At 47.2% G+C, this 20,927-nt stretch carries 20 protein-coding genes; 14 read left to right on the plus strand and 6 right to left on the minus strand.

Features of this window, described 5'->3' with window-relative positions; translation table 11 throughout:
- Nucleotides 1–250 precede the first annotated feature (250 nt).
- The 5 genes from GXP69_RS08155 (at nucleotide 251) to GXP69_RS08175 (ending at nucleotide 7,144) form a co-directional block, all read left to right on the plus strand.
- On the plus strand, nucleotides 251–1,903 hold the full coding sequence (locus GXP69_RS08155; protein WP_163914254.1) for a peptide MFS transporter: 1,653 nt from the start codon (nucleotides 251–253) through the stop codon (nucleotides 1,901–1,903).
- A 174-nt stretch (nucleotides 1,904–2,077) separates the two neighbouring features.
- Nucleotides 2,078–2,968 (plus strand): magnesium transporter CorA family protein, encoded by an 891-nt coding sequence (locus tag GXP69_RS08160; RefSeq protein ID WP_163914256.1) that lies wholly within the window; start codon nucleotides 2,078–2,080, stop codon nucleotides 2,966–2,968.
- A gap of 122 nt (nucleotides 2,969–3,090) precedes the next feature.
- Complete coding sequence (locus tag GXP69_RS08165; RefSeq protein WP_163914258.1) at nucleotides 3,091–3,468, plus strand: hypothetical protein; 378 nt, start codon at nucleotides 3,091–3,093, stop codon at nucleotides 3,466–3,468.
- 101 nt (nucleotides 3,469–3,569) lie between these two features.
- Nucleotides 3,570–5,861 carry a TonB-dependent receptor gene (locus tag GXP69_RS08170; RefSeq protein WP_163914259.1) on the plus strand — a complete coding sequence of 764 codons (2,292 nt, stop codon included), beginning with the start codon at nucleotides 3,570–3,572 and terminating at the stop codon, nucleotides 5,859–5,861.
- Nucleotides 5,862–5,881: 20 nt separating this feature from the next.
- Complete coding sequence (locus GXP69_RS08175) at nucleotides 5,882–7,144, plus strand: sialidase family protein (RefSeq protein WP_163914261.1); 1,263 nt, start codon at nucleotides 5,882–5,884, stop codon at nucleotides 7,142–7,144.
- 746 nt (nucleotides 7,145–7,890) lie between these two features.
- Here GXP69_RS08175 and GXP69_RS08180 read toward each other — a convergent pair.
- The 3 genes from GXP69_RS08180 to GXP69_RS08190 all read right to left on the minus strand — a co-directional run bounded on the left by GXP69_RS08180 (nucleotide 7,891) and on the right by GXP69_RS08190 (nucleotide 10,569).
- A complete protein-coding gene (locus GXP69_RS08180) occupies nucleotides 7,891–8,490 on the minus strand; it encodes a pseudouridine synthase (RefSeq protein WP_163914263.1) in 600 nt (199 codons plus the stop codon).
- Between the two features lie 33 nt (nucleotides 8,491–8,523).
- Nucleotides 8,524–10,005 carry an N-acyl-D-amino-acid deacylase family protein gene (locus GXP69_RS08185; RefSeq protein WP_163914265.1) on the minus strand — a complete coding sequence of 494 codons (1,482 nt, stop codon included), beginning with the start codon at nucleotides 10,003–10,005 and terminating at the stop codon, nucleotides 8,524–8,526.
- 69 nt (nucleotides 10,006–10,074) lie between these two features.
- Nucleotides 10,075–10,569 (minus strand): VOC family protein, encoded by a 495-nt coding sequence (locus GXP69_RS08190; RefSeq protein ID WP_163914267.1) that lies wholly within the window; start codon nucleotides 10,567–10,569, stop codon nucleotides 10,075–10,077.
- Nucleotides 10,570–10,638: 69 nt separating this feature from the next.
- Between GXP69_RS08190 and GXP69_RS08195 the strand changes: the two genes are divergently transcribed.
- The 5 genes from GXP69_RS08195 (at nucleotide 10,639) to GXP69_RS08215 (ending at nucleotide 14,934) form a co-directional block, all read left to right on the plus strand.
- Nucleotides 10,639–11,196, plus strand: a complete 558-nt coding sequence (locus GXP69_RS08195) for a DUF1543 domain-containing protein (RefSeq protein ID WP_163914269.1) — start codon at nucleotides 10,639–10,641, stop codon at nucleotides 11,194–11,196.
- Nucleotides 11,197–11,291: 95 nt separating this feature from the next.
- Nucleotides 11,292–12,374, plus strand: a complete 1,083-nt coding sequence (locus GXP69_RS08200; RefSeq protein ID WP_163914270.1) for an efflux RND transporter periplasmic adaptor subunit — start codon at nucleotides 11,292–11,294, stop codon at nucleotides 12,372–12,374.
- On the plus strand, nucleotides 12,371–13,624 hold the full coding sequence (locus GXP69_RS08205) for an ABC transporter permease (protein ID WP_163914272.1): 1,254 nt from the start codon (nucleotides 12,371–12,373) through the stop codon (nucleotides 13,622–13,624). Before GXP69_RS08200 ends, GXP69_RS08205 begins: the two co-directional genes overlap by 4 nt.
- An 80-nt stretch (nucleotides 13,625–13,704) precedes the next feature.
- On the plus strand, nucleotides 13,705–14,385 hold the full coding sequence (locus GXP69_RS08210; RefSeq protein WP_163914274.1) for an ABC transporter ATP-binding protein: 681 nt from the start codon (nucleotides 13,705–13,707) through the stop codon (nucleotides 14,383–14,385).
- A gap of 36 nt (nucleotides 14,386–14,421) precedes the next feature.
- Entirely contained in the window at nucleotides 14,422–14,934 is a 513-nt protein-coding gene (locus GXP69_RS08215; protein WP_163914275.1) for a hypothetical protein, read from the plus strand.
- Here the strand turns inward: GXP69_RS08215 and GXP69_RS08220 are convergent.
- Both GXP69_RS08220 and GXP69_RS08225 read right to left on the minus strand, forming a co-directional pair.
- Nucleotides 14,929–15,300: a hypothetical protein gene (locus GXP69_RS08220; protein ID WP_163914277.1), complete on the minus strand. Its 372-nt coding sequence runs from the start codon at nucleotides 15,298–15,300 to the stop codon at nucleotides 14,929–14,931. The two genes, GXP69_RS08215 and GXP69_RS08220, sit on opposite strands and share 6 nt — an antisense overlap.
- Nucleotides 15,301–15,559: 259 nt before the next feature.
- On the minus strand, nucleotides 15,560–15,799 hold the full coding sequence (locus GXP69_RS08225; protein ID WP_163914279.1) for a DUF3820 family protein: 240 nt from the start codon (nucleotides 15,797–15,799) through the stop codon (nucleotides 15,560–15,562).
- A gap of 256 nt (nucleotides 15,800–16,055) precedes the next feature.
- On the opposite strand from GXP69_RS08225, the gene GXP69_RS08230 reads away from it, so the two are divergent.
- Together GXP69_RS08230 and GXP69_RS08235 are read left to right on the plus strand one after the other, a co-directional pair.
- The gene (locus GXP69_RS08230; RefSeq protein WP_163914281.1) at nucleotides 16,056–17,567 is read left to right on the plus strand and encodes a sensor histidine kinase; all 1,512 of its coding nucleotides are present in this window, start codon (nucleotides 16,056–16,058) and stop codon (nucleotides 17,565–17,567) included.
- 36 nt (nucleotides 17,568–17,603) lie between these two features.
- Nucleotides 17,604–18,284: a LytR/AlgR family response regulator transcription factor gene (locus GXP69_RS08235; RefSeq protein WP_163914282.1), complete on the plus strand. Its 681-nt coding sequence runs from the start codon at nucleotides 17,604–17,606 to the stop codon at nucleotides 18,282–18,284.
- Nucleotides 18,285–18,357: 73 nt separating this feature from the next.
- Here the strand turns inward: GXP69_RS08235 and GXP69_RS08240 are convergent, their stop codons facing one another.
- The gene (locus GXP69_RS08240; RefSeq protein ID WP_163914283.1) at nucleotides 18,358–18,909 is read right to left on the minus strand and encodes a DUF4142 domain-containing protein; all 552 of its coding nucleotides are present in this window, start codon (nucleotides 18,907–18,909) and stop codon (nucleotides 18,358–18,360) included.
- A gap of 455 nt (nucleotides 18,910–19,364) precedes the next feature.
- Between GXP69_RS08240 and GXP69_RS08245 the strand changes: the two genes are divergently transcribed.
- Nucleotides 19,365–20,228: an SdiA-regulated domain-containing protein gene (locus tag GXP69_RS08245; protein ID WP_163914284.1), complete on the plus strand. Its 864-nt coding sequence runs from the start codon at nucleotides 19,365–19,367 to the stop codon at nucleotides 20,226–20,228.
- A 232-nt stretch (nucleotides 20,229–20,460) separates the two neighbouring features.
- Nucleotides 20,461–20,856 (plus strand): DUF983 domain-containing protein, encoded by a 396-nt coding sequence (locus tag GXP69_RS08250; protein WP_163914285.1) that lies wholly within the window; start codon nucleotides 20,461–20,463, stop codon nucleotides 20,854–20,856.
- Nucleotides 20,857–20,927 lie beyond the last annotated feature (71 nt).

The raw sequence follows: 20,927 nt of genomic DNA on the forward strand, positions 1-20,927 counted from the left end.
CTAATAATACAAGCTGCTGTTTTAACATCTGAAAAACTAACATCGCCGATTAAGCCCGCAAAGGAATAACGCAGCAGCATGTAAAACAACTATATGCATAAAAGAATTTCATAATTCTGGCACCTTCCCTACAAATCTGGCGGGTATTTATGCCGTGCTCAGAAAAAAATAATGCTGTGCCACAAGGCAATGTTTTGCAAACTTGTTATCTCTACTTAATTTCAAGCCTTTATATTTTATCAACACCTACATGTCTTCTAAAAAATCCAAACACCCTAAAGGACTGTATTACCTGTTCTTTTCCGAGATGTGGGAGCGCTTTGGCTTCTATCTCATGCTGGCCATCTTCTTCCTGTACATGATTGATGCACAGAACGGCGGCCTTGGAATCTCAAAAGAGAATGCTTCTGATATTTTCGGGACCTTTATCGCATTTGTGTATTTAACCCCCTTTGTAGGTGGCTTGCTGGCAGACCGCGTGTTGGGTTACAGGCTCTCGATCTCGATCGGTGGTATCTTGATGGCACTTGGTTACATCGGACTAGCATTGCCCGGCGATTTTGCCATGATTGCTTCTCTTGCGCTGATCATCATCGGTAACGGTTTCTTTAAACCAAATATTTCCACGTTGCTGGGCGGGCTGTATTCTAAACCTGAGTATCAGGAGCAGAAAGATACAGGCTATAACATCTTTTACATGGGTATAAACGTGGGGGCCTTTATAGCGCCGTTTGTGGCGTCGTACCTGCGTAACAACTATGGCTGGGGCTATGCTTTTGCTGCTGCCGGTGTTGGTATGTTCCTGGGCGTACTTATTTTCTGGCTGGGTAACAAGCACTACAAAGAAGCTGATGTGCTGAAGCCTGCCGCTAAGAACGATATGTCGCTGACCCGTATTTTCAGCATTGTTATTCTGCCAGCAGTTATTGCGGGTGTGCTGGGCTGGGTACTTATTCCGGGCAACATCTTCGGTTCCGACTCTACCGATGCCTTTATTTTTGGTGCTATCCCGATCATGGTGTTTTACGGTTCGCTTTGGGCGCGCGCCTCTGCCGAAGATAAAAAACCGATTGCAGCCCTGCTTTCCATCTTTGCTGTAGTTATCGTTTTCTGGGCGATTTTCAAGCAGAATGGTACAGCGTTAACAACCTGGGCCGAGTACTACACTGACCGTGAAATGGTAGAGGGACTGGAAGGGCCAGCCGGAGCCATTGGCATGGTGCAGAAAGTAGACCAGAGCCTGTCTACCGTTCCGGATTATGACGGTAACTTCAGAGCCCGTACTGATGCGGATGGCAAAGTAATTACAAAAGAAGGTGTTTCTCCTTACCTGAATAACCTGCCGCAGCAAGACTGGCCATCAGAAGGCAAGCCCCTTTCGCTGATCTCAACGGAGCTGTTCCAGTCTATCAACCCGTTCTTCGTAATTCTTCTTACGCCGCTGGTAGTTTGGTTCTTTACGTTCCTGCGCCGCCGAGGCAAAGAGCCATCAACACCGGCTAAAATTATGTGGGGACTTATTATTACAGCCCTGAGCACACTGGTAATGGTGGGTGCTGTGTTTGCCGGTATGAACGGGGCTGAAAAAAGCTCGGCCATGTGGCTGGTTGGTTCCTATGCCGTAATCACGATAGGGGAGCTGTTCCTGAGCCCGATGGGCTTATCGCTGGTTTCAAAACTAAGCCCGCCTCGCCTGACTGCCCTGATGATGGGCGGCTGGTTCCTGTCTACATCTATCGGTAACAAGTTATCGGGAGTGCTGGCCAGTATGTGGGATAAATACGATCATAAAGCGTACTTCTTCCTGGTAAACTGCTTAGGTTCGCTACTGGCTGCCTTTGCCATTTTCCTGATGCTGAAGTGGCTGCGTCAGATTGTATTGGCACACACCGGCAAGAGCTAAGCTTATTCCAGATTAAAAATTTGAAGATCCGCCTGAACTATAGTTTGGGCGGATCTTTTGTTTAAAGGCCAGTTGATAACTATAGTTCAGCATGAGCCGGTATTAACTACGTATTTGCTACTGCGTAGAGAGGGGGTAAGTATTATCTAAAATGAAGCGCCAGTGCAAAAAATAATGTATACTGCCCCAAACCAGAGTTGGGAGTGGATAGATGTAGAAAACCCGAGTGCAGAAGAGCTGCAGGATCTTGGCCAGAAATATGGCCTGCACCCTTCGTCGGTGCGCGATTGCCTGCAGCCCGAGCACCTTCCTAAATATGAGATTGCGAATAATATTGTATTTATTATCACCCGCATTTATGATGCAAAGGCCCACATAGAAGCCGATACCATACAGGAACTGACCAACAAACTATCGATTTTTTATCACGAAAAATTCATTATTACGGTACACCGCTTCCCCGTCGACCTTATACCCGAGATTGTTGAGAAATACATTGATACAGGTCTGATTAAAACGCCCGGCAGTCTGCTTACCCGTATTGTTCGTTCTGCGCTTCGCACCTTCGACGATCCTGCCGTTAAACTGGCCGACGACCTGGATTATTACGAGACCAAAACATTCCTGCAAGCAAAACCGGTATCGCTTACCAAGGGGCTTTATCATCTGAAACGCAAAGTAGCTGTATCTAAAAGGGTACTTAAGTTATCAGAAGTAATATTGGTTAACATGCATTTGCAGAAACTATCTTCGACGGAGCTACAGGACCTGAAGGATCTGTACGTGCACATGACCACGCTTTTTGATGAGCTCAACGACAGTGCGAATCATTTGGTCAATACCTATATTTCGCTCTCGTCGCAGCGCACGAACGAGGTAATGCGGGTGCTTACTATTTTCTCGGTGTTTTTTATGCCGCTCACGTTTATAGTTGGCATTTATGGCATGAACTTCCGGTTTATGCCTGAGCTGAATGTTTGGTATGGTTACCCGTTGGTGTTATTCATGATGCTGCTCATCACTGCTGTGATCTATGTCTGGTTCAGGCGCAAAGGCTGGCTTTGATTGATAAAGGTCAATAACATTATTGATGCAAGTCATCATTTGTGAACTGATTCCGATATACTTTTGCAGGGTAAAGGAGTACAATAGTTTAAGTTCTCCGGATATTTTGCTGAAAGCAACCCATGAGAAATTTCTTTGTTATATCGCTACTGGCCATTATGCTGCTGCAGATTTTCAGCAAGGTGGTGGTCGTAGTTGATTACCAGGCGAACAAAGAATTTATTATGGAGTTTCTGTGCATTAACCGCGACAAGCCCGAACTGGAATGTGAAGGCAAGTGCCAACTGACCAAAAAGCTGAAGGAGCAGCACGAGACAGATAAACAAACCGATGAGCGTGGTCAGAAACAGGAAGTGCAGGTAAATCTGTACTGCCAGAATCTGTTCTCGCTTCCAGCCTCCATACATCCAGCTATAGTTTCTTATTCCACAGTTTATAGTTGCAACTATAGTTCTGACGTACATCAGAGCATTTACCACCCACCACAGTTTATAGTTTAACCAGCGGGCGTGTGCGCCGCCATTTCTTATTGCAAAGGTGTATGCCTGTTGCATGCTTTGTCGCACGCTTCTAAATCTGATAAACTATAAATTTTACTGACATGAAAAGGTTGGTAACCGGCTTTGTGTGCCTGATGGCACTGTGCCAGATAACTTATGCCCAAACGATAACCAAAGGGCAGGTAATAGATGCTTTAACCAAAGAGCCCCTATATGGCGTAACCATACGCACCACCGATGCCAAAGCCGGAACTATAAGCGGTATTGACGGGACTTTTAACCTGAATATGCCGGCGCCTGCCGACTCGCTGGTGTTCTCATACATTGGTTACGATCTTCAGAAAAAGCCTTTAAATAAAGGTGAACTGCTGGTGCAACTGAAACCATCCTCAAACCAACTGAACCAGATTGTGGTTTCGGCCAGCCGCGAGGCGTCTACCCGTACGCAAACGCCTGTTGCCATCAGTGCCATTTCAAAAGAAGTACTGCTCGAAACCAAGCCTGTATCGCTGGAGCAGGTGCTGAATAAGGTAAGCGGCGTATATATGGTAAACCTGGGCAACGAGCAGCATACCATGGCTATTCGTCAGCCAATAGGCTACAAGAGTCTGTTCCTGTACCTGGAAGATGGCATTCCGATCCGCACAACAGGTAACTTTAACCACAACGCCCTTATAGAGATAAACATGGGCGCCCTGCGCAATGTGGAAGTTATTCGCGGACCTGCTTCATCGCTTTACGGCAGCGAAGCCATCGGAGGCGCAATCAACTTTATAACCCAGGCCCCTGCCCAGATTTTTACGGCAAGAGTTCAGGCCGAAGGAAGTGACCGCGGTTATCGTCGCACGGATTTCAGCGTGTCTAACACTTTTGGCAAGCTGGGTGTGTATGTGGCTGGGTATTATGCGGCACAGCGCAATGGTATTATAGAACACAGCGATTTCGATAAACTGGCACTCACCCTAAGAGCTGACTATAGTTTTAGCGCCACTACAAAACTGATTACCTCTGCCAGCCTGGTAGACTATAAAACCGACCAGACCGGAGGACTGGACAGCACCCGTTTTTACAGCAAGGAATATAGCAGTCTGCACACTTTTACTTACCGCAAAGTGGATGCATTGCGTTTGAGAGCCACCCTGGAACACAAATGGAATGCCCAGCACAGCACACAGGTAACCGGCTTTTACCGCAACAATGCCATCGGCCAGAATCCGTTTTATGCCATCAAAAACGTAAAAGGAAACCCACTGAAAGCCCAGGGCGAGCTGAACGAAGATGCCTTTCAGAGCTTTGGCTTTGTTGCACAGCATAAAACCATGTTCTCGTTCCTGGATGCACAGCTCATAAGCGGTATCAGCACCGACTATAGCCCTGCATCTTACGAGGCTGAGCAGATCGACATTGACAGAAACGAAACCGGGAAATACACGAACTATAGCAAAACCGGCACGCTGCTGACCGATTACGATGTAAAGCTACTTAACACAGCAGCCTATGCCCAGTTCGAGCTAAACCCGATCGAGAAACTGAAAGGGGTTGCGGCCCTGCGTTATGATAGGCTGGATTTTGATTTTGATAACCACCTGGAGCCTGGAGCTTTTACCGGTGCGCCGGATGAGAAGAACGGTTTCCAGAGCCTTACCCCGAAACTTGGCCTAACTTATGACCAGGGCCGCGACATCGGGCTGTACACCAACTATAGTGTAGGATTTACCCCGCCACAGATTACGGAACTATACCGCGGCGTGCAGGTGCCTATACTTAAGCCTGCCAACTATAACAACTACGAGCTTGGCGGCTGGATCAGTTTTGCGCAGACCAAAGGCTACCTGGATGTAAGCTTTTACCAGTTGGATGGAAGAAATGAGATCGTAAACGTGCGGTTGGATGATGGCTCTTACGAAAATCAGAATGCCGGACGTACCCGCCACCGCGGCTTGGAATATACCCTGAAATATGCACCGGTTGACGGGCTGAACTTCCGCTTTAGTGGCACCAATGCAAAACACGCTTACATAGAATATAACGAGAAGGGAGTTGAGTTTGCAGGTAAGGAAATGGCAACAGCTCCGCGCTTTATCAGCAACACCGAAGTAACCTACAAACCTGCTCTTGTAAAAGGTTTGCGCCTTGGCCTGGAGTGGCAACACATGGACAGTTATTACTTGGATGCGGCAAACTCTGAGAAATACAGTGGCTACGAGCTGCTGAATGCCAGGATCGGGTATGTGCTGATTGGATTTGATCTATGGGCGAATGTACTGAACCTGACCAACGAACTATATGCTACCACCGCAGACAAAAATGCCTGGGGCAAGAGCTACCGTCAGGGCGCACCAAGAACCGTGCATCTGGGAATTGGCTATACGCTGGGCGCAAGAGCAAAATAAACTATAAATCCGCACAACACATGACACGCTCATTCAACATACTTTATACTTTGTTTCTGGCGCTGTTTCTGGTAATTGCCAGTTGCAGCCAGAACCGCCAGCCAGCTAACCAGGCAGATTTTGCACAGGTACCGGCTTCGCCTGTTTCAATTTCAACGCCGGGATTGTCGGCATCGTGCCCGTACCTAACCCAGGATAATAATGGCAACGTGGTGCTGAGCTGGGTGCAGGCTATTGATACTACGGAAAATTACCTGATGGCTTATGCTGTTTCTGATGACGGTGGGAAGACCTTTGGCGAAATGCAAACTATAGCCACCACCAAAGGAGTACACCCGCACGACGAGAACCTTCCCCGGATCCTGTACCGGAGCAACGGCGATATCATTGCCATGTATCCGGTTAGCAATCCGAATCCGAAGAACAGTTATGCCGGACTGGTTTTTTACACGCAGTCGTTTGATGGTGGTAAGACCTGGACCGAAGCCAGGCAACTGTCTGAAGACACGGTTAACAGCATAGATGAACGCTATTTTGATATGGAAGAGCTACCAAACGGGGAAGTAGGGGCCATCTGGCTAGACTCCAGAAAAGAAACCGACAAGGAAGGCTCCAGCTTATACTTTGCCAGTACAAACGGGCGCAACGGTTTTACAAATGAGAAAGTGATCGATACCCAACTCTGCCAATGCTGCCGCACGGATCTGTATGTAGATAATGAACAGCAATTGCACGTGGCGTACCGCGGCATCCTCAACGACAGCATCCGCGACATGATGCACCTGGTATCATTAGACGGAGGTAAAACATTCTCAGGACCAGAGCGCATCAGCGCTGATAACTGGGTAATTGATGGTTGTCCGCATACTGGCCCGGCTATGACCTCGAATAAGTTTGGAATGCACTATGCCTGGTTTACGATGGGCGGTGGAAGCGGCGTGTACTATAGCCAAAAAGAGCCCGGCAAAACCTTCACTCCCCGCGAAACTATAAGCAATGCACCGGCAGCCCGGCACCCACAACTCAGCACGTTCAATAATGGAAAACTGGCTATAGTCTGGGACGAACGAGGCGGCAGCGACAAGAAAAGCAACTACATTGGGTTACAGATCCGCAGCGAGAACGGAGCCCACCTGAGAACCGCACAGCTTACAGCAGCCAATGGCAATGCAGTGTACCCGGTTATCACAACTATAAAAGACAAGGAGCTGCTGGTAGCTTATACAGTTAAGAAAGATAATGGCAATGAAGTGTGGTGGCAACTGGTAAAACCTGAGATATAGACTATTGTTCTATTGTTACATGAATTGCTGGCGCGAGCCGTTTGCTAGCGCGAGCCGTTTGCTGGCGCGAGCGTGCCGCTCGTGTCTCATTATGGTGTAGAGTCTCCTGACTCAACTGGCCTGGAATGACAAGATTGCGTTAAGCGTTTACTATAGTTTGTAAGCAGTTCGTTCTATAGTCAGCTATAGTTGCAACCCGACACAAGCAGTTCGTGCTATAGTTGCTGTTGATCCTGGGAGCTCTACTGGCCAATAGTTTTATAGTTGACTTTGGTGCGCTCACGGCCGCGGGGCCCCGTCTTCGGGCATCGCGCGGTGTACATTTCTTTTGCTCGTTCCTCGCAATGCCTGACGCCACCAGAAATCTACAAGGCGCTCAACCCAAAGACTGAGATCACTCGATAGCTACCACTATAGTTTGATGAATGGCTATAGTTGCTTGGGTTTTCCGTGGTTGTTGTTCCATGGGCAGGCTGCGCCTGCCTGTTCGTGGTTAGTAACTATAGTACGATAGCGCAAACTATAGCAGCAGCATAAAGTCCCCCTTTGAAGGGGGCAGGGGGATGACTAACGCTAACTATAGAACTATAATTCCAACTATAGTAATTGCAGCAACTCCCCTCTTGGGAGGGGTAGGGGTGGGTTAATTGGCAACTATAGAACTACAGCTCAAACTACAGGCAATGACCCAGTCCCAGCACGGAAAAAAGCCTCACTGATAATCTGTAACAAACTATAATCAACAACTAACAATCAACAATTAGCGATTCAGGCACCATGGCCTCTGTCAGATCTTCAGCTTCAATGACACCACCCGAAGGGAGATCAGCTAAGAGTAAATTTCCGATACGCACACGTACCAAGCGCAGTGTAGGAAAACCGACGGCGGCGGTCATTTTGCGCACCTGCCTGTTTTTGCCTTCTGTAACTGTAATGGAAACCCAACTGGTAGGGCCATGGCGGTCGTCTCGGATCTTACGGCTGCGCGGAGGAAAACCAGGAGCCTGCTCCAACCGGAAAGCGGAACATGGCAGTGTTCTATAGTTTACGCCATTTATCCCTATATCAACGCCCTGCTGTAGTTGTAAGATGGCTTCGTCGGTTATCAGGCCATCTACCTGGGCATAGTATTCTTTTTCTACATGTTTGCTGCGTACCTGCTCGCTTACCTTGCCATTTGTTGTGAGCAGCAGCAGGCCTTCGCTGTCTTCGTCCAGGCGGCCAATAGCCATAGTTCCATCCGGAAAATCATGTAGTTCGCCCAGCAGCTTTTTCTTTTTGTGCTCGCAGACAAACTGACTCAGGTAACCATAAGGCTTATGAACTATAAAATGGCGGTGTTGCATAATCGGGAACTATAAAGGCGCAAGTTACGCATTTTATAGTTGTGGCTTTCGCAGCATACGTCCGGCCCGCTCACCGATAAAATCTTCACGCTCTTTAACAATTTTGCCATTCACGATCACGTACCTGAACCCGCTGGATAGCTGCATCGGGTTTTCGTAAGTGGCGTTCTCTTTTATCTCAGTTGGGTCAAAAAGCAGCAGGTCGGCTTTGTAACCGGGCTTAATCAGGCCACGATCTGGAATACCGATCGTTTCGGCGGTCAGGCCAGTCATTTTACGGATGCCTTCTTCTAATGGAAAGAGCTGCTTTTTCAATACAAAGGTTTGAATCATTTTGGCAAAAGAGCCGAAGCTACGCGGATGATTCATAAATGGGCTTCCATCGGTGCAGAGCATGGTGTACGGGTATTTCAGCAAAGCATCCTGCAAGGCTTCATCCATAATAAAATACGCACCAAAAGCTCCGTAAGGGCCAATATCCTCCATCAGTACATCCTCAAAAGGTTTATTTAGCTCAGTTGCCAGCTGGCCTAAAGTTTTTCCTTTAAATGGACCTGTTCCTATCAGCGTCGCTTCGGGACCATTGCGCTGTTCTATTTTATCTTTCAGGTATTGTCTTAACTCTTCGCCACGGGTTGTTTTCACTTCCTCGTAATTGTGAGGCAGTTTAGCCCAGTCCGGAAACAGAATTTCGATGGAAGTGTAGCTGGCAGTGTAGGGGTAGAAATCTGCTGTTGCCTTTATGCCATTGGCTCGTGCCTCGTCCAGTAAGCGGCAGATCTCTTCGGCGCGATCGGTGCCTTTGCCATAAACCACTTTTATGTGCGAAATCTGAACAGGGCAGTATTTACCCTGAGAGAGCAGTTCTTCGATGGCCGGAACTATAGTTGCATCGTTTTCGCTGCGCATGTGGCTCATGATCATGCCGCCGCGCGCGCCTACCAGTTGGGCCAGCCTGTCTAGCTCCGGCGTTTTACAGTTAAAGCCGGGGTTATACTCCAGTCCGGTGGTCATGCCAAAACAGCCCAGGTCCAGCGCTTCGTGCAGCAGCTGCTCCATTTGCGTCATATCCTGTTCTGCGGGCTCTGTTTTATATTTGGCACCCGTCTGCATCCGGATGGTATTATGGCCGGCGAACATCACGATGTTCACGCCCGGCGTAAGCGCATCCACGCGGTTCATCCAGCTGCCCAGGGGCTCGCCCGAACTATAGCTATCTTCACTCAGGTCGGGGCTGAAGCCATCCTGACCCAAACATATGGTTGTAACTCCCATCGACAGGAAATTTTCGAAAGCCGGGGTTTTAAAAGGCTCACCGTGGGCATGCGCATCTATAAAACCCGGTGTCAGTATCAGGCCTTCGCCGTTAATGATCTTTTTGGCAGCATACGAGGCCGCATTGTGTTTCCCGATCAGGCAAATTTCACCATCCTTTACCCATACATCGGCCAGGTAGGGCGTGTGTCCGGTTCCATCATAAAGTGTTGCACCGGTTATCAGCAGATCGTAGGTCATTTGTTTTGGCTTGTAATGTGTAAGGGTTTACGAACTTACTGATTTTATAAAAGCAAACTATAGAAGAGGTCACTTTTCAAGTTCTTTCAGCAGGTCTTCCAGGTCCAGGCGCTCGGTAAACATATTAACGCCGCCATCAGCAGTTCTTGGCCATTGGTCGCGGGGGCGGTCCCAGTATAGTTCCAGTCCGTTTTGGTCCGGGTCGTTCAGGTAAATGGCCTCCGATACGCCGTGGTCTGAGGCGCCGGTAAGCGGATAATTGGCTTCTATCAGGCGTTTAACGATAGCTGCCAGGTCTTTTCGGGTAGGGTAGAGGATAGCCGCATGAAAAAGTCCGGCTGTGTTGCGTGGTGCCGGACCGCCCCCTTTGCTGTACCAGGTATTCAGGCCGATATGATGGTGATAGCCGCCGGCAGATACAAAGGCTGCATCGTGGCCGTACATCTGCATCAGTTCAAAGCCAAGTAAGCCGGTGTAAAACTCCAGGGCACGGTCCAGGTCCGATACTTTTAAATGCACATGCCCGATACAGGTTTTTGCAGGTACTTTATAGTTGTCTTCCATAGTGTATATATACTTCTTTTGGCTCCTGAAAGATTAAACTATAGCACGGGTTCTGCGTTGCAAGGTAGCATGGCAGAAATGAAGTTATTTATGGTATTGCTGGGTTGCCGGCCCAAAGGCCGGAACACCGAGCAGCACGATGTGTTTTTCGGTATTGGAGCAGCTATAAAAGACCTGGTGCCACAGTTTAAAGCTTTCTGGCCCGGTGCCGGCACCATGCACGTAGATGCCTGGCGCGCGGTAACTATAGTTGACAACTATAGCATAGCAGTTGTGCCAGCAAGAGATGCAGGACCGAAACAAGAACAGCAGTTGTTTTTCCTGAACCTGGGAGGTTATAAAGAAGACGCGTTTGAGGAGTTTCATTACAAAATGCTGGTGGTGGCGCAGGATAAAAACGAAGCCATCAGGCAGGCAAAGCGAACCGCATTTTACAAACACACCGGCATACCGGACGCACCATCCCATATCGACGATAAATTTGGCGTGGATGTGGACGAGATGCACGAAGTAAAGGAAATTCTGACACCCGAACTTACGGCACAATTCAGCATTCGCATCAGCCCTGCGAGCACTGAAATGACCGATAAATTACACCTCGGATATTTTCCGTTTCATAAACTATAAGCTTAACTTGATTGCCGTAAACATACTTGCCTAAAAGCTGTTAAAGTGTGTGTTACCAGCCCCGAAGCGGGATTTAATAACAAACAAGCACCCCGATGAAACTATACATCCCAATTGTTTCCCTGTTATTTATAGTTACAGCCTGTGGCAGCAAACAGGAAAAAATACAGCCTACTGTTGAGAACATTTCTGAATCGGTATATGCATCGGGAGTAATTAAAAGCCTGAACCAGCACCAGGTGTTCCCGACGGTGAGCGGCACAATACAGCAATTGCTTGTAACAGAAGGTGATATGGTAAAAAAAGGCTCTCCGCTGCTGAGACTGGAAAACGAGGCCGCCCAACTTAATACCGAAAGCGCCCGCATTGCCGCCGATTATGCCCGCGTAAGCTCTAACCAGGATAAACTGAATGAGCTGCGCGAAAACATAGACCTGGCCCGTAGCCGCAAGCACAACGATTCACTGTTACTTGTGCGGCAGCGCAACCTGTGGCAAAACAAAATTGGTACCCGCGTAGAACTGGAGCAGCGCGAACTGGCCTACAAAAACTCAGAAACCGCCTACCGCTCAGCTATACTGCGCTACAACGACCTTAGAAAACAGCTGGACCTGAATGCCCGGCAAGCGGAGAAAAACCTGGAGATAAGCCAGACCATGACCGCAGACTATACCGTGCGCAGCGAGACCGATGGAAAAGTGTATAGTGTGCTGAAGGAAGTAGGAGAGCTGGTAGGACCGCAAACACCGGTAGCTATAGTTGGTGATGCCAACAGTTTTATAGTAGAACTGCAGGTAGATGAGTACGACATTGTACGTGTAAAACCAGGCCAGCGCGTGCTCCTGAACATGGACAGCTATAGAGGCCAGGTATTTGAAGCCGAAGTGTCCAAGATAAATCCGGCCATGAACGAGCGTACACGGTCATTTACAGTAGAAGCCCGCTTCACTAAAAGTCCGCCTGAACTATTCCCCAACCTCACTACTGAAGCTAACATTGTCATCCAGACAAAGCAGAACGCCCTGACCATACCGCGCGACTATTTAGTGGACCAGAACTATGTGCTGACGGAAAATGACGAACGTAAAAAGGTAAAAACAGGCCTGATGGATTACAGCAAAGTGGAGATACTGGGAGGACTGACGAAAGACGATGTGATCGTAAAACCGGCGCAATGAAAGGGAAACTGATCTTCGGGATTGCAAAGTCGCTGTTGCTGGCCCGATGGCGGCAAACGTTGGTGGCGGCAGTGGGCGTTACCTTCAGTATTGCCATGTTCATTACGCTGCTCAGTTTCATGAACGGCCTTAACGACCTGCTGGACGGACTGATCCTGAACCGTACGCCCCATGTGCGTCTGTACAATGAGATCAAACCAAACAAAAATCAGCCTGTAAACGCAGCGTTAAAGGATTCCTATAACTTCATCAGTTCTGTAAAAGCAGGCATTACCCGGCAGGAGATCTATAACAGCGGGCCTGTGCTGCAAACTGTGAAAAACGACCCGCGTGTGCTGGGCGTAACGCCAAGGCTCTCGACACAGGTGTTTTTCAACGAAGGAACGATAGATATTACCGGCCTGATAAACGGCATTGATGTGGAGCAGGAGATGCGGCTCTTTAACTTCGGAGATTATGTAACAGCCGGCTCGGCAATGGATGCTGAAAACGTAGCCAACAGCATTATTCTGGGCAAAGGCCTGGCGGAGATTCTGGTAGCGGATGTTGGTGATGTGGTGCAGGTGACTACAGCGCAGGGCGAACGTTTTTCTTTAAAAGTGGTCGGGTATTTCCAGTCGGGCATACAGGAATACGACAAGGTGCAGTGTTACGCCTCCATAGCCACTACGCAAAAGCTGCTAGGCAAACCCGCCAACTATGTTACTGACATACAGGTAAAGCTCTACGACCTGGACATGGCGCCAGCTGTGGCCAAAGAGTACGCAAAGGTATTTAATGTGGATGCGGAAGACATACAGACAGCCAATGCCCAGTTCGATACAGGCAGCAGCATCCGCACGCTGATCTCGTATGCCGTAGGCGTAACCTTACTTATAGTTGCCGGCTTCGGTATCTTCAATATCCTGAACATGATGATCTATGAGAAAATGGACTCGATTGCCATTTTAAAAGCTACCGGTTTTTCAGGTGGCGATGTGAACCGGATCTTTTTAGTGATAGCCCTGAGCATTGGTTTTTTTGGTGGCGCGGTAGGTTTGGTGTTCGGGTTTATCTTTTCCGTTATCATCGATAACATTCCGTTTAACACAGCGGCTCTGCCAACTATAAAAACTTACCCCATCAACTATAGCCCGATCTTTTATATGATAGGCGGCACCTTTGCGCTGATCACAACTTATTTTGCTGGTTATTTTCCGGCACGCAAAGCAAGCAGGGTAGACCCTGTTGAGATCATCAGAGGAAAATAGAGAGCTATAGTTATTTAATATAAGCCAACTATAGTTTAGCTGTTAGAAGCCCGAAACTATAGTATTTAGGAAGTGTAACCATGCCAGAAACGATACTAGAAGCCAGGCACATTAATAAATCCTTTCACGACCCGGTCACCGTGCAGGTGCTGCACGACATTACTTTCTCTGTAAACAAGGGAGAGTTCGTATCAGTGATCGGTAAATCGGGCTGTGGTAAATCTACGCTGCTTTATATTTTGTCTACAATGGATACCGACTATAACGGCGAGCTGCTGATTGACCAGGAAGTGATGACCGGCAGAAAAGACGTGGAGCTGGCCGCTATCCGCAACGAGAAGATCGGTTTCGTGTTCCAGTTTCATTACTTGTTGAATGAGTTTACGGTACTCCGCAACGTGATGCTGCCCGGGCTGAGACTGGCGCGCTATAGTGCCCAAGAAGTAGAACACCGCGCTATGGAGCGCCTGAAGATGTTGGGCATTGATCATCTGGCCGACAAGGCAGCCTACCGGGTATCAGGCGGAGAGAAGCAGCGCGTAGCTATTGCCCGTGCCCTCATCAACGACCCGCACATTATTATGGGCGACGAACCCACCGGCAACCTGGACATGCGCAACAGCGAAATGGTATTCGAGATTTTTAAAGAACTGGCCGAAGTACATAATCAAACGCTGCTCATTGTAACTCACGACCCAGGCTTTGCAGAACGTTCCGGTAGGATTATAGAAATGGAAGATGGGCGGATTATCAGAATGTAGGATTGGTTTGCTATATTGTTCCTGTAACTAAAACCGATGAGAACAGCCTTTATACTTCTTATCTGCTTTTGGGTCGTAGGCCCTTGCCTCGCTCAGAAACTAACCTATAAGCAATTGATGCATTTCTCAACTGCAGACAAAGGCGCTATCGGTAAAAAGCTGAATAAAAGGAACTGGAGTTTTCAATCAGATAATGAGCCTGAAACTTCTCTACTTGGTAGAACAATATGGGCATATGGTGTAACCGCTGAAAGAGCCGAAGCATGGTGTGTACTTTATTACAGCGATACTACGCCTAACCGTATACTATATAATTTTGGTGGTGAGCAAATCAACAGAAAGTTGCTTCGCAAAATCAGGAGCAGATCTAGTGCGGTGATTGCTGAAGGAAATGCATTACCACGAGTAGAGAATGTACATCGCTTTACTGATTATGCTGATGACAAATATGTTTATCGCTATATCATTTACAATCAGTCCGGGTGGTATGGGGTTAAGATTTTCGGTAAATCAGATTATGAGCTTGCCAGTAGAAACGGTAGGCTATAGTTTGGTATTCACTGCTTCAGCATTTTTCAGGCGGCACAGTTCTTCCTCAATGGCAGGGCTAAGCACCAGAATCAGGTGTTCAGCAAATGCGGGGTTCTGCAGGGGTTTCTCATCCATCAGCGCGATCAGGCCTACCGGCTCACTGTTTTCTGCCAGTAGTATGCTGCCCAGGTAGCTTTCTTTGTTCAGGTCTACCAGCTCCTTGTCTTCCGGAAAAGTACTCGCAACATTAATCGGATAATAACAAAAGCGCTGGATAAAGACTGCATCGCAGGGAGTACCGACTAAACTATAGGTATAATTATCGAGCGGCTGATTATCTTTTAAAAACACACAGGTATCAACTTCACCTTTCTGGTTTGCCAAAGTACCAATGATAACGTACCTGGTTCCTGTATGCTTAGAGATAAAAGCTGCAGCCTCGGTTAGAAAATTATCGGAGCGTTCCTGCGGAGATAAGGAAATAGCTTACTCTAGCAGCTGTCTTTCAACTACGGTAGGTTCATATTGCCAGTAATGAATAAACCGGTACTCCATGGTACTAATATAATAATTATTATATCACAACCATGTTCAGGTTACTATAAGTTCTGGAGAATATGTAAAAAGCTGTGAACCAGCGGTTTTAGCGTGTAGAGTACCTTCTTTTAATAGGGGTGAGTAACTGTTCCAGACCGTTCAGTTTTATTTCGTAACAAGTAGCGAGCATCATGCCCAGGCGACCTGGCGGAAAGCCTTCCCGCTGGAACCACTCCAGGTACGATACCGGAAGATCACAGATACGTGTGCCTTTATACCTGCCAAAAGGCATTGGTGTACTTACCAGGTCGGTTAGTAGTTTAGCGTCGGGGCCGAACTGTTCCATATGATTTCAGAAACCACAAAGGTAAGCCAGTAGCAAAGTGCCTGCAACAACAGCGGCTAAAAACTTTAAACCATAGCTACAGCAAACTATAGCCACAGCACGCGCTTTTCGTCACATCTTTTAAAGGGTTCATCACATTTAGTTTAGTTTGCCGGCGCTGCACTGTAATGTTGTATCAGTCGGCAGGTAAATATGCATTCTACTACTGCTGACATTCGGAGAAAAGAAGATATTTTTAACGTTTAGTTGATAAACCATGTACCTCACAAGCAATTTCGAACTTAAACCGGCCAGCCTTAAAAAAGTGGAGTTCTGGGGCGCAACAACGGCCCTGGTATTTGCACTCTTCGCCCTGTCGGTAGGGGCCAGCCCCAACCAGTACCTTTTCCGGCACAACGGGGTGGTCTATAACTATTACGAAAACTACTTCTGGCCGCAACTGATCAGGTTTGTGGTGTACTACCTTGCTTTCCTCATCACCAACTCTACTATTATCCCGGACCTGATGCAGCGGCATAAAGTCTGGCTGAATGCGTTTTTGCTGCTCATAACTTTTGTGGCAGTCGGGCTTATAACCGGCATTCTCGATACCTATACCAAAGCGTATGTTTTCCCGGATTATTATACAGAAAAGCATGCCTATAATGTCATATTTCAGCAGGCCTTTCACCATACCTTCTGGTTGCTGCTCATGCTCGTGTTTTATACCGTTATCAAACACCTGGGCCTTTACCTGCTAGCTAATTCCAACAGCATTCAGGCCCGTTACCGCCTGGTTACGCCGGAAACTTTAATGGCTTTTGTCATCTGGATGGTCAGTGTGTTTTTACTGCTGGTGATAAACGTCAGCGACGAATTTCCTATAGTTTGGGGTGCCATCTCTTTGTGTGCCATTGCAGTTTACTCCCTTTCTTTTTCGGTGCTGATACCCAGAATGCTGACTAAAAAGAAGCCTTTTCTGTATTACCTGCTCAGTATGGCCGGAGTTTTTGCCCTGGCTTTTGTGCCTGTTGGGTTAATATTGATGCCAGTTACCCAGCACGCGGAGTTTGCGCTTAGCTTAAGCGCCTTCAACAGCTTTTTCCAGGTGCTTATAGTTACGCCGGCGGTTTGGCTACTGTTTAAGCGTCAGCAAAAAGGCAACGAAGAGGTTTTTGTTCTGAAGAAAGAGCTCGGTACAACCAACGCCAACCTGGATTTTCTGCGATCCCAGATCAACCCGCACTTTTTGTTCAACGCCCTGAATACGCTGTATGGAACTGCCCTGCAGGAAAACAGCGAACGTACGGCACAGGGCATCCAAATGCTTGGCGATATGATGCGCTTTATGTTGCACGAGAATCTGCAGCAAAAGATCCTGCTTTCCCGCGAGATCGAATACCTGCGCAACTACATCGACCTTCAAAAACTACGCACTTCCGATTCTCCGGTCATCTCCATCGAAACCAAAATAGAGGAGGTGCTGGATAACAAAATGATTGCCCCGATGCTGTTGATTCCTTTCGTGGAAAATGCATTCAAGCATGGCATCAGCCTGAAGAACCGCTCCTGGATACGAATAACCCTGCATTGCGTAGAGAACGAGCTGCTTTTTGACGTATACAACAGCAAACACCCTAAGCAGGAGCAGGATACCGAAAAAGATCATTCAGGCGTTGGGCTGCAAAATGTAAAACAGCGCCTGGGGCTGCTGTACCCGAACAAGCACGAACTGATCATAAGAGAAACAGCTGAAGAATATTTTGTGCATCTTACAGTGCAACTATAAAAAGCAGCTGATAAACTATAAACCCAGGCCCCAACCATGAAAGCAATTGCGATAGACGATGAACCACTAGCCTTGCAGGTAGTACGTTCCCATGCTGCTAAAGTCCCTTTTCTGGAATTAAAGGCCTGTTTTACAAATGCTTTCGAGGCACTGGAATACCTGCAGAAAGAGCCTGTAGATCTGCTGTTTATCGATATAAAAATGCCGGATATAACCGGCTTAGAGTTTGTGGCCAGCCTGCAGAAGAAGCCGATGGTTGTGTTTACAACAGCCTATACAGAACATGCTGTAACCAGTTTCGAGCTTGATGCGCTTGATTACCTGCTGAAACCGTTTTCGCTGGCACGTTTTATTAAGGCCTGCAACAAAGCGCAGGAACTGTTGCTACTGCGTAGCCAAGGCGCACCGACTCCGGTTAAGGGCCATTTGTTTCTGAAAACCGGTTATGAGCAGGTAAAAGTATATTTTGAGGACATCCTGTACATGGAAGGTGCTGGCAACTATGTGACTTTTGTGCTGGAAGATAAAAAACTATTGTCGCGGATGACCATGAGTGAGATGCTGGAACTGCTGCCACCCGATATGTTTGTGCGTGTACACCGCTCTTATGTAGTGGCCAAAAACAAGATCGAGAAGATAGAGCGGCACCAGGTAAGCATTAAAGGAAGACAGGTACCAGTAGGGGCATCGTTTATGCAGCAACTGCAGGTAAACTGATTAAGATTTAAAGTTTAGCTAAAACTAAGGTATCTGCTATCTGGCAGATGCTTTTGTTTACAGGTATTTCGAATTATCCTTCGCTTAGCTGAGTTCGGAGTTTTCGGGCCATTTCCAGGTGAGCCTGCAAAGTAGGCAGTGTATTTTTTGCAAAGTCTCGGAAAGCCTGGTGCTCCAGCTCGTTGGATGCTTTTTCGAACAGGGTAATAGCCTGCTGATGTGCTTCTAGCTGCACAGCTACAAAATCCAGATCAAAATCTCCTCCAGCCTTGCTCTCCAGCCGTGTCAGGATGGCCTGCTTGTCCTGTGGCAGGGTTTGGCGGCTAGGCAATGGCACGTTTACACTGTTTTGATGTGCAAGCGTCATAAGTGTTTGGCTTGTCTCTGTGTGGTCATCTATCAGGTTTTCGCCAAAAGTCACTACTTCGGGTGTGGTAGAGTTAGCTGTAGCTAGCTTCCCTGCTTCTATTTCAAATACATCGCTGGCTGCCGCCTGCTGCACAAATTCAGCTGTCGTCATTCGGGCGACGGGTACATCGTCGTCATCCTCTTCACAGGCAGTAACTGCTACTACCGATACCAGCAGCGCCAATAATCTCCAGCTTTTCATTACAATCGTTTTCATAGGCTTGGTATAAGTTATAGTTTGTTATAGTACCTTTTTCATCAGATTTAAACCTGAATCCTGTTGGGTGTAACTGCACTTTTAGTAGGTTACTTTATTATGAGCTCAACCACCGGCAACCTTTCATACGGTAATCCTTTTGCTGTGTTTTCCGGATTTTGGTGCTTCTATACTTTAAAATATAGTAATTAAAGCATGTTTGATCTGCTGAAACAATCTCTTCAGGCCTTCAGGTGTTAAAATAGTAAATAGAACTATACTTATACCGCGGGTTAAGTGAAATTGTATTGCCAGGCTTTTAAGAATTGAGGTGGCAAAGAGTAATACTAAACAGTTATTTTACTTTTATAAGTTAGTCTGGCAAAAGAACTAAAACCATCCCGAATTTGTAGCCACAGAAATACAGCAGCTATAGTTGGTAAACTATAGTTTGAGATGAAATTTTATAGTTGTACATGAGAGGAAGGGGAGTGGTGTTTGGCCTGATAGTAATAGGCGTTTTTCTGGCTGGGTGCCAAAAAGAAGAGGAAGCTTTAACGGCAGCCCATTTCAAACCGACACCCAAAAGCATTGTGCTAACAACTGCCATCGACGAAGTATCGGGCATAGCAGACAGCAAAATTAATCCGGGGCACTTGTGGGTGCATGAAGACAGCGGTAACCCTGCCGCTATTTACTTGCTGAACCATAATGGCGAACTTGTGAAAACGATAAAGCTTGATGGTACGGTAAACCGCGACTGGGAAGACATAGTGCTTGCAGGTAATTACCTGTACATAGCCGACACAGGCGACAACAACCGGAAATATGCTACCAGCACCATCTATAAATTTAAGGAACCAACAATTAATACTGATGTGGTGCAGCAGATCGAAACTATAAGGTTCCGGTACCCGGATGGCCCACACGATACAGAAGCGCTATTGGTAGATCCCGTTTCAGAAGCAATTTACCTGATCACAAAGAGCGACAAACCTGCCCAGATCTACAAACTGGAGCAACAAAACCAGCAGCATGGGAAGCTACAAATGGCGGAGCTGGTTGGTACACTAAACCATAGCAACATTGTAAGCGCAGCAATGTCTGAAAACGGGCGTTCTATCATAATTAAAACCTACAGTGGCTTATTTGTTTACCACCGCGAAGCACAGCAAACTATAGCCGATGCCCTCCAAAACCCGTACACCAAACTACCCTACAAAACCGAACCGCAGGGCGAGGCAGTATGTTTTTCGACCTCCGGAAACGGCTACTATACCCTTAGCGAAAAAGCCTTTGCCAGCACAACCAGTCTCCATTATTACAGCTTCAGTTTTTAGCGTATTAATCAGCAAACTATAGTTGTGGCTGCAACCAGGCTTGAAACGATAGCCTGATGTAAGACATGACTTAGTACAACAACTATCTTATAGTTTAGAAGCGTATAGGTTTGTTAACCAAAGTATTTTAAAGCGGTTTAAGTAATAGCAGGACCTTTATAGTTTATAACTGGTGTACCTGATATCACAAATATTTATTTTCACGAATATAATCCCTTAATTTAGGGCCTGTATGAGTAAAAAGAATTCAGTATTGTATGGAATTGCCGCCGCCAGGTGCCCAAGGTGCCGTGAGGGGGAGATGTTTACAGGTGCCCTGTATTCGGCCAAGTTTGCAGATATGCACAAACAATGTCCCTGCTGCGGACAATGGTACGAGCCAGAGCCGGGCTTTTATTACGGAGCCATGTATGTAAGCTTTGCCATTAACGTGGCGATTTTTCTGGTGTCGTTGTTTATCCTGTACCAGTTTGTGGAAGAGGTAACAATGGCCATGATGATAGGCGTGGTGGCTGTTGTAGTTATTGGCTTGCTGCCGGTAATTTACAGGCTATCGCGGGTGCTCTGGATTTATATGTTTGTGCGCTACGAAGGCCCCTGCAGCGATATTCCAAAACTGAATAAATAATAAAAAAGCCGGGCATTTACCCGGCTTTTACTTTAATACGCTAACAGAAGCAACGCAAACTATAGTTTATA

This window comes from Pontibacter burrus (assembly GCF_010686685.1).
GTDB lineage: Bacteria > Bacteroidota > Bacteroidia > Cytophagales > Hymenobacteraceae > Pontibacter > Pontibacter burrus.

What these genes read in the sequence shown, in the direction of transcription:
- GXP69_RS08155 (WP_163914254.1), top strand. Translation starts at nt 251, where the DNA reads ATGTCTTCTAAAAAATCCAAACACCCTAAAGGACTGTATTACCTGTTC.
- GXP69_RS08160 (WP_163914256.1), top strand. Translation starts at nt 2,078, where the DNA reads ATGTATACTGCCCCAAACCAGAGTTGGGAGTGGATAGATGTAGAAAAC.
- GXP69_RS08165 (WP_163914258.1), top strand. Translation starts at nt 3,091, where the DNA reads ATGAGAAATTTCTTTGTTATATCGCTACTGGCCATTATGCTGCTGCAG.
- GXP69_RS08170 (WP_163914259.1), top strand. Translation starts at nt 3,570, where the DNA reads ATGAAAAGGTTGGTAACCGGCTTTGTGTGCCTGATGGCACTGTGCCAG.
- GXP69_RS08175 (WP_163914261.1), top strand. Translation starts at nt 5,882, where the DNA reads ATGACACGCTCATTCAACATACTTTATACTTTGTTTCTGGCGCTGTTT.
- GXP69_RS08180 (WP_163914263.1), bottom strand. Translation starts at nt 8,490, where the DNA reads ATGCAACACCGCCATTTTATAGTTCATAAGCCTTATGGTTACCTGAGT.
- GXP69_RS08185 (WP_163914265.1), bottom strand. Translation starts at nt 10,005, where the DNA reads ATGACCTACGATCTGCTGATAACCGGTGCAACACTTTATGATGGAACC.
- GXP69_RS08190 (WP_163914267.1), bottom strand. Translation starts at nt 10,569, where the DNA reads ATGGAAGACAACTATAAAGTACCTGCAAAAACCTGTATCGGGCATGTG.
- GXP69_RS08195 (WP_163914269.1), top strand. Translation starts at nt 10,639, where the DNA reads ATGGCAGAAATGAAGTTATTTATGGTATTGCTGGGTTGCCGGCCCAAA.
- GXP69_RS08200 (WP_163914270.1), top strand. Translation starts at nt 11,292, where the DNA reads ATGAAACTATACATCCCAATTGTTTCCCTGTTATTTATAGTTACAGCC.
- GXP69_RS08205 (WP_163914272.1), top strand. Translation starts at nt 12,371, where the DNA reads ATGAAAGGGAAACTGATCTTCGGGATTGCAAAGTCGCTGTTGCTGGCC.
- GXP69_RS08210 (WP_163914274.1), top strand. Translation starts at nt 13,705, where the DNA reads ATGCCAGAAACGATACTAGAAGCCAGGCACATTAATAAATCCTTTCAC.
- GXP69_RS08215 (WP_163914275.1), top strand. Translation starts at nt 14,422, where the DNA reads ATGAGAACAGCCTTTATACTTCTTATCTGCTTTTGGGTCGTAGGCCCT.
- GXP69_RS08225 (WP_163914279.1), bottom strand. Translation starts at nt 15,799, where the DNA reads ATGGAACAGTTCGGCCCCGACGCTAAACTACTAACCGACCTGGTAAGT.
- GXP69_RS08230 (WP_163914281.1), top strand. Translation starts at nt 16,056, where the DNA reads ATGTACCTCACAAGCAATTTCGAACTTAAACCGGCCAGCCTTAAAAAA.
- GXP69_RS08235 (WP_163914282.1), top strand. Translation starts at nt 17,604, where the DNA reads ATGAAAGCAATTGCGATAGACGATGAACCACTAGCCTTGCAGGTAGTA.
- GXP69_RS08240 (WP_163914283.1), bottom strand. Translation starts at nt 18,909, where the DNA reads ATGAAAACGATTGTAATGAAAAGCTGGAGATTATTGGCGCTGCTGGTA.
- GXP69_RS08245 (WP_163914284.1), top strand. Translation starts at nt 19,365, where the DNA reads ATGAGAGGAAGGGGAGTGGTGTTTGGCCTGATAGTAATAGGCGTTTTT.
- GXP69_RS08250 (WP_163914285.1), top strand. Translation starts at nt 20,461, where the DNA reads ATGAGTAAAAAGAATTCAGTATTGTATGGAATTGCCGCCGCCAGGTGC.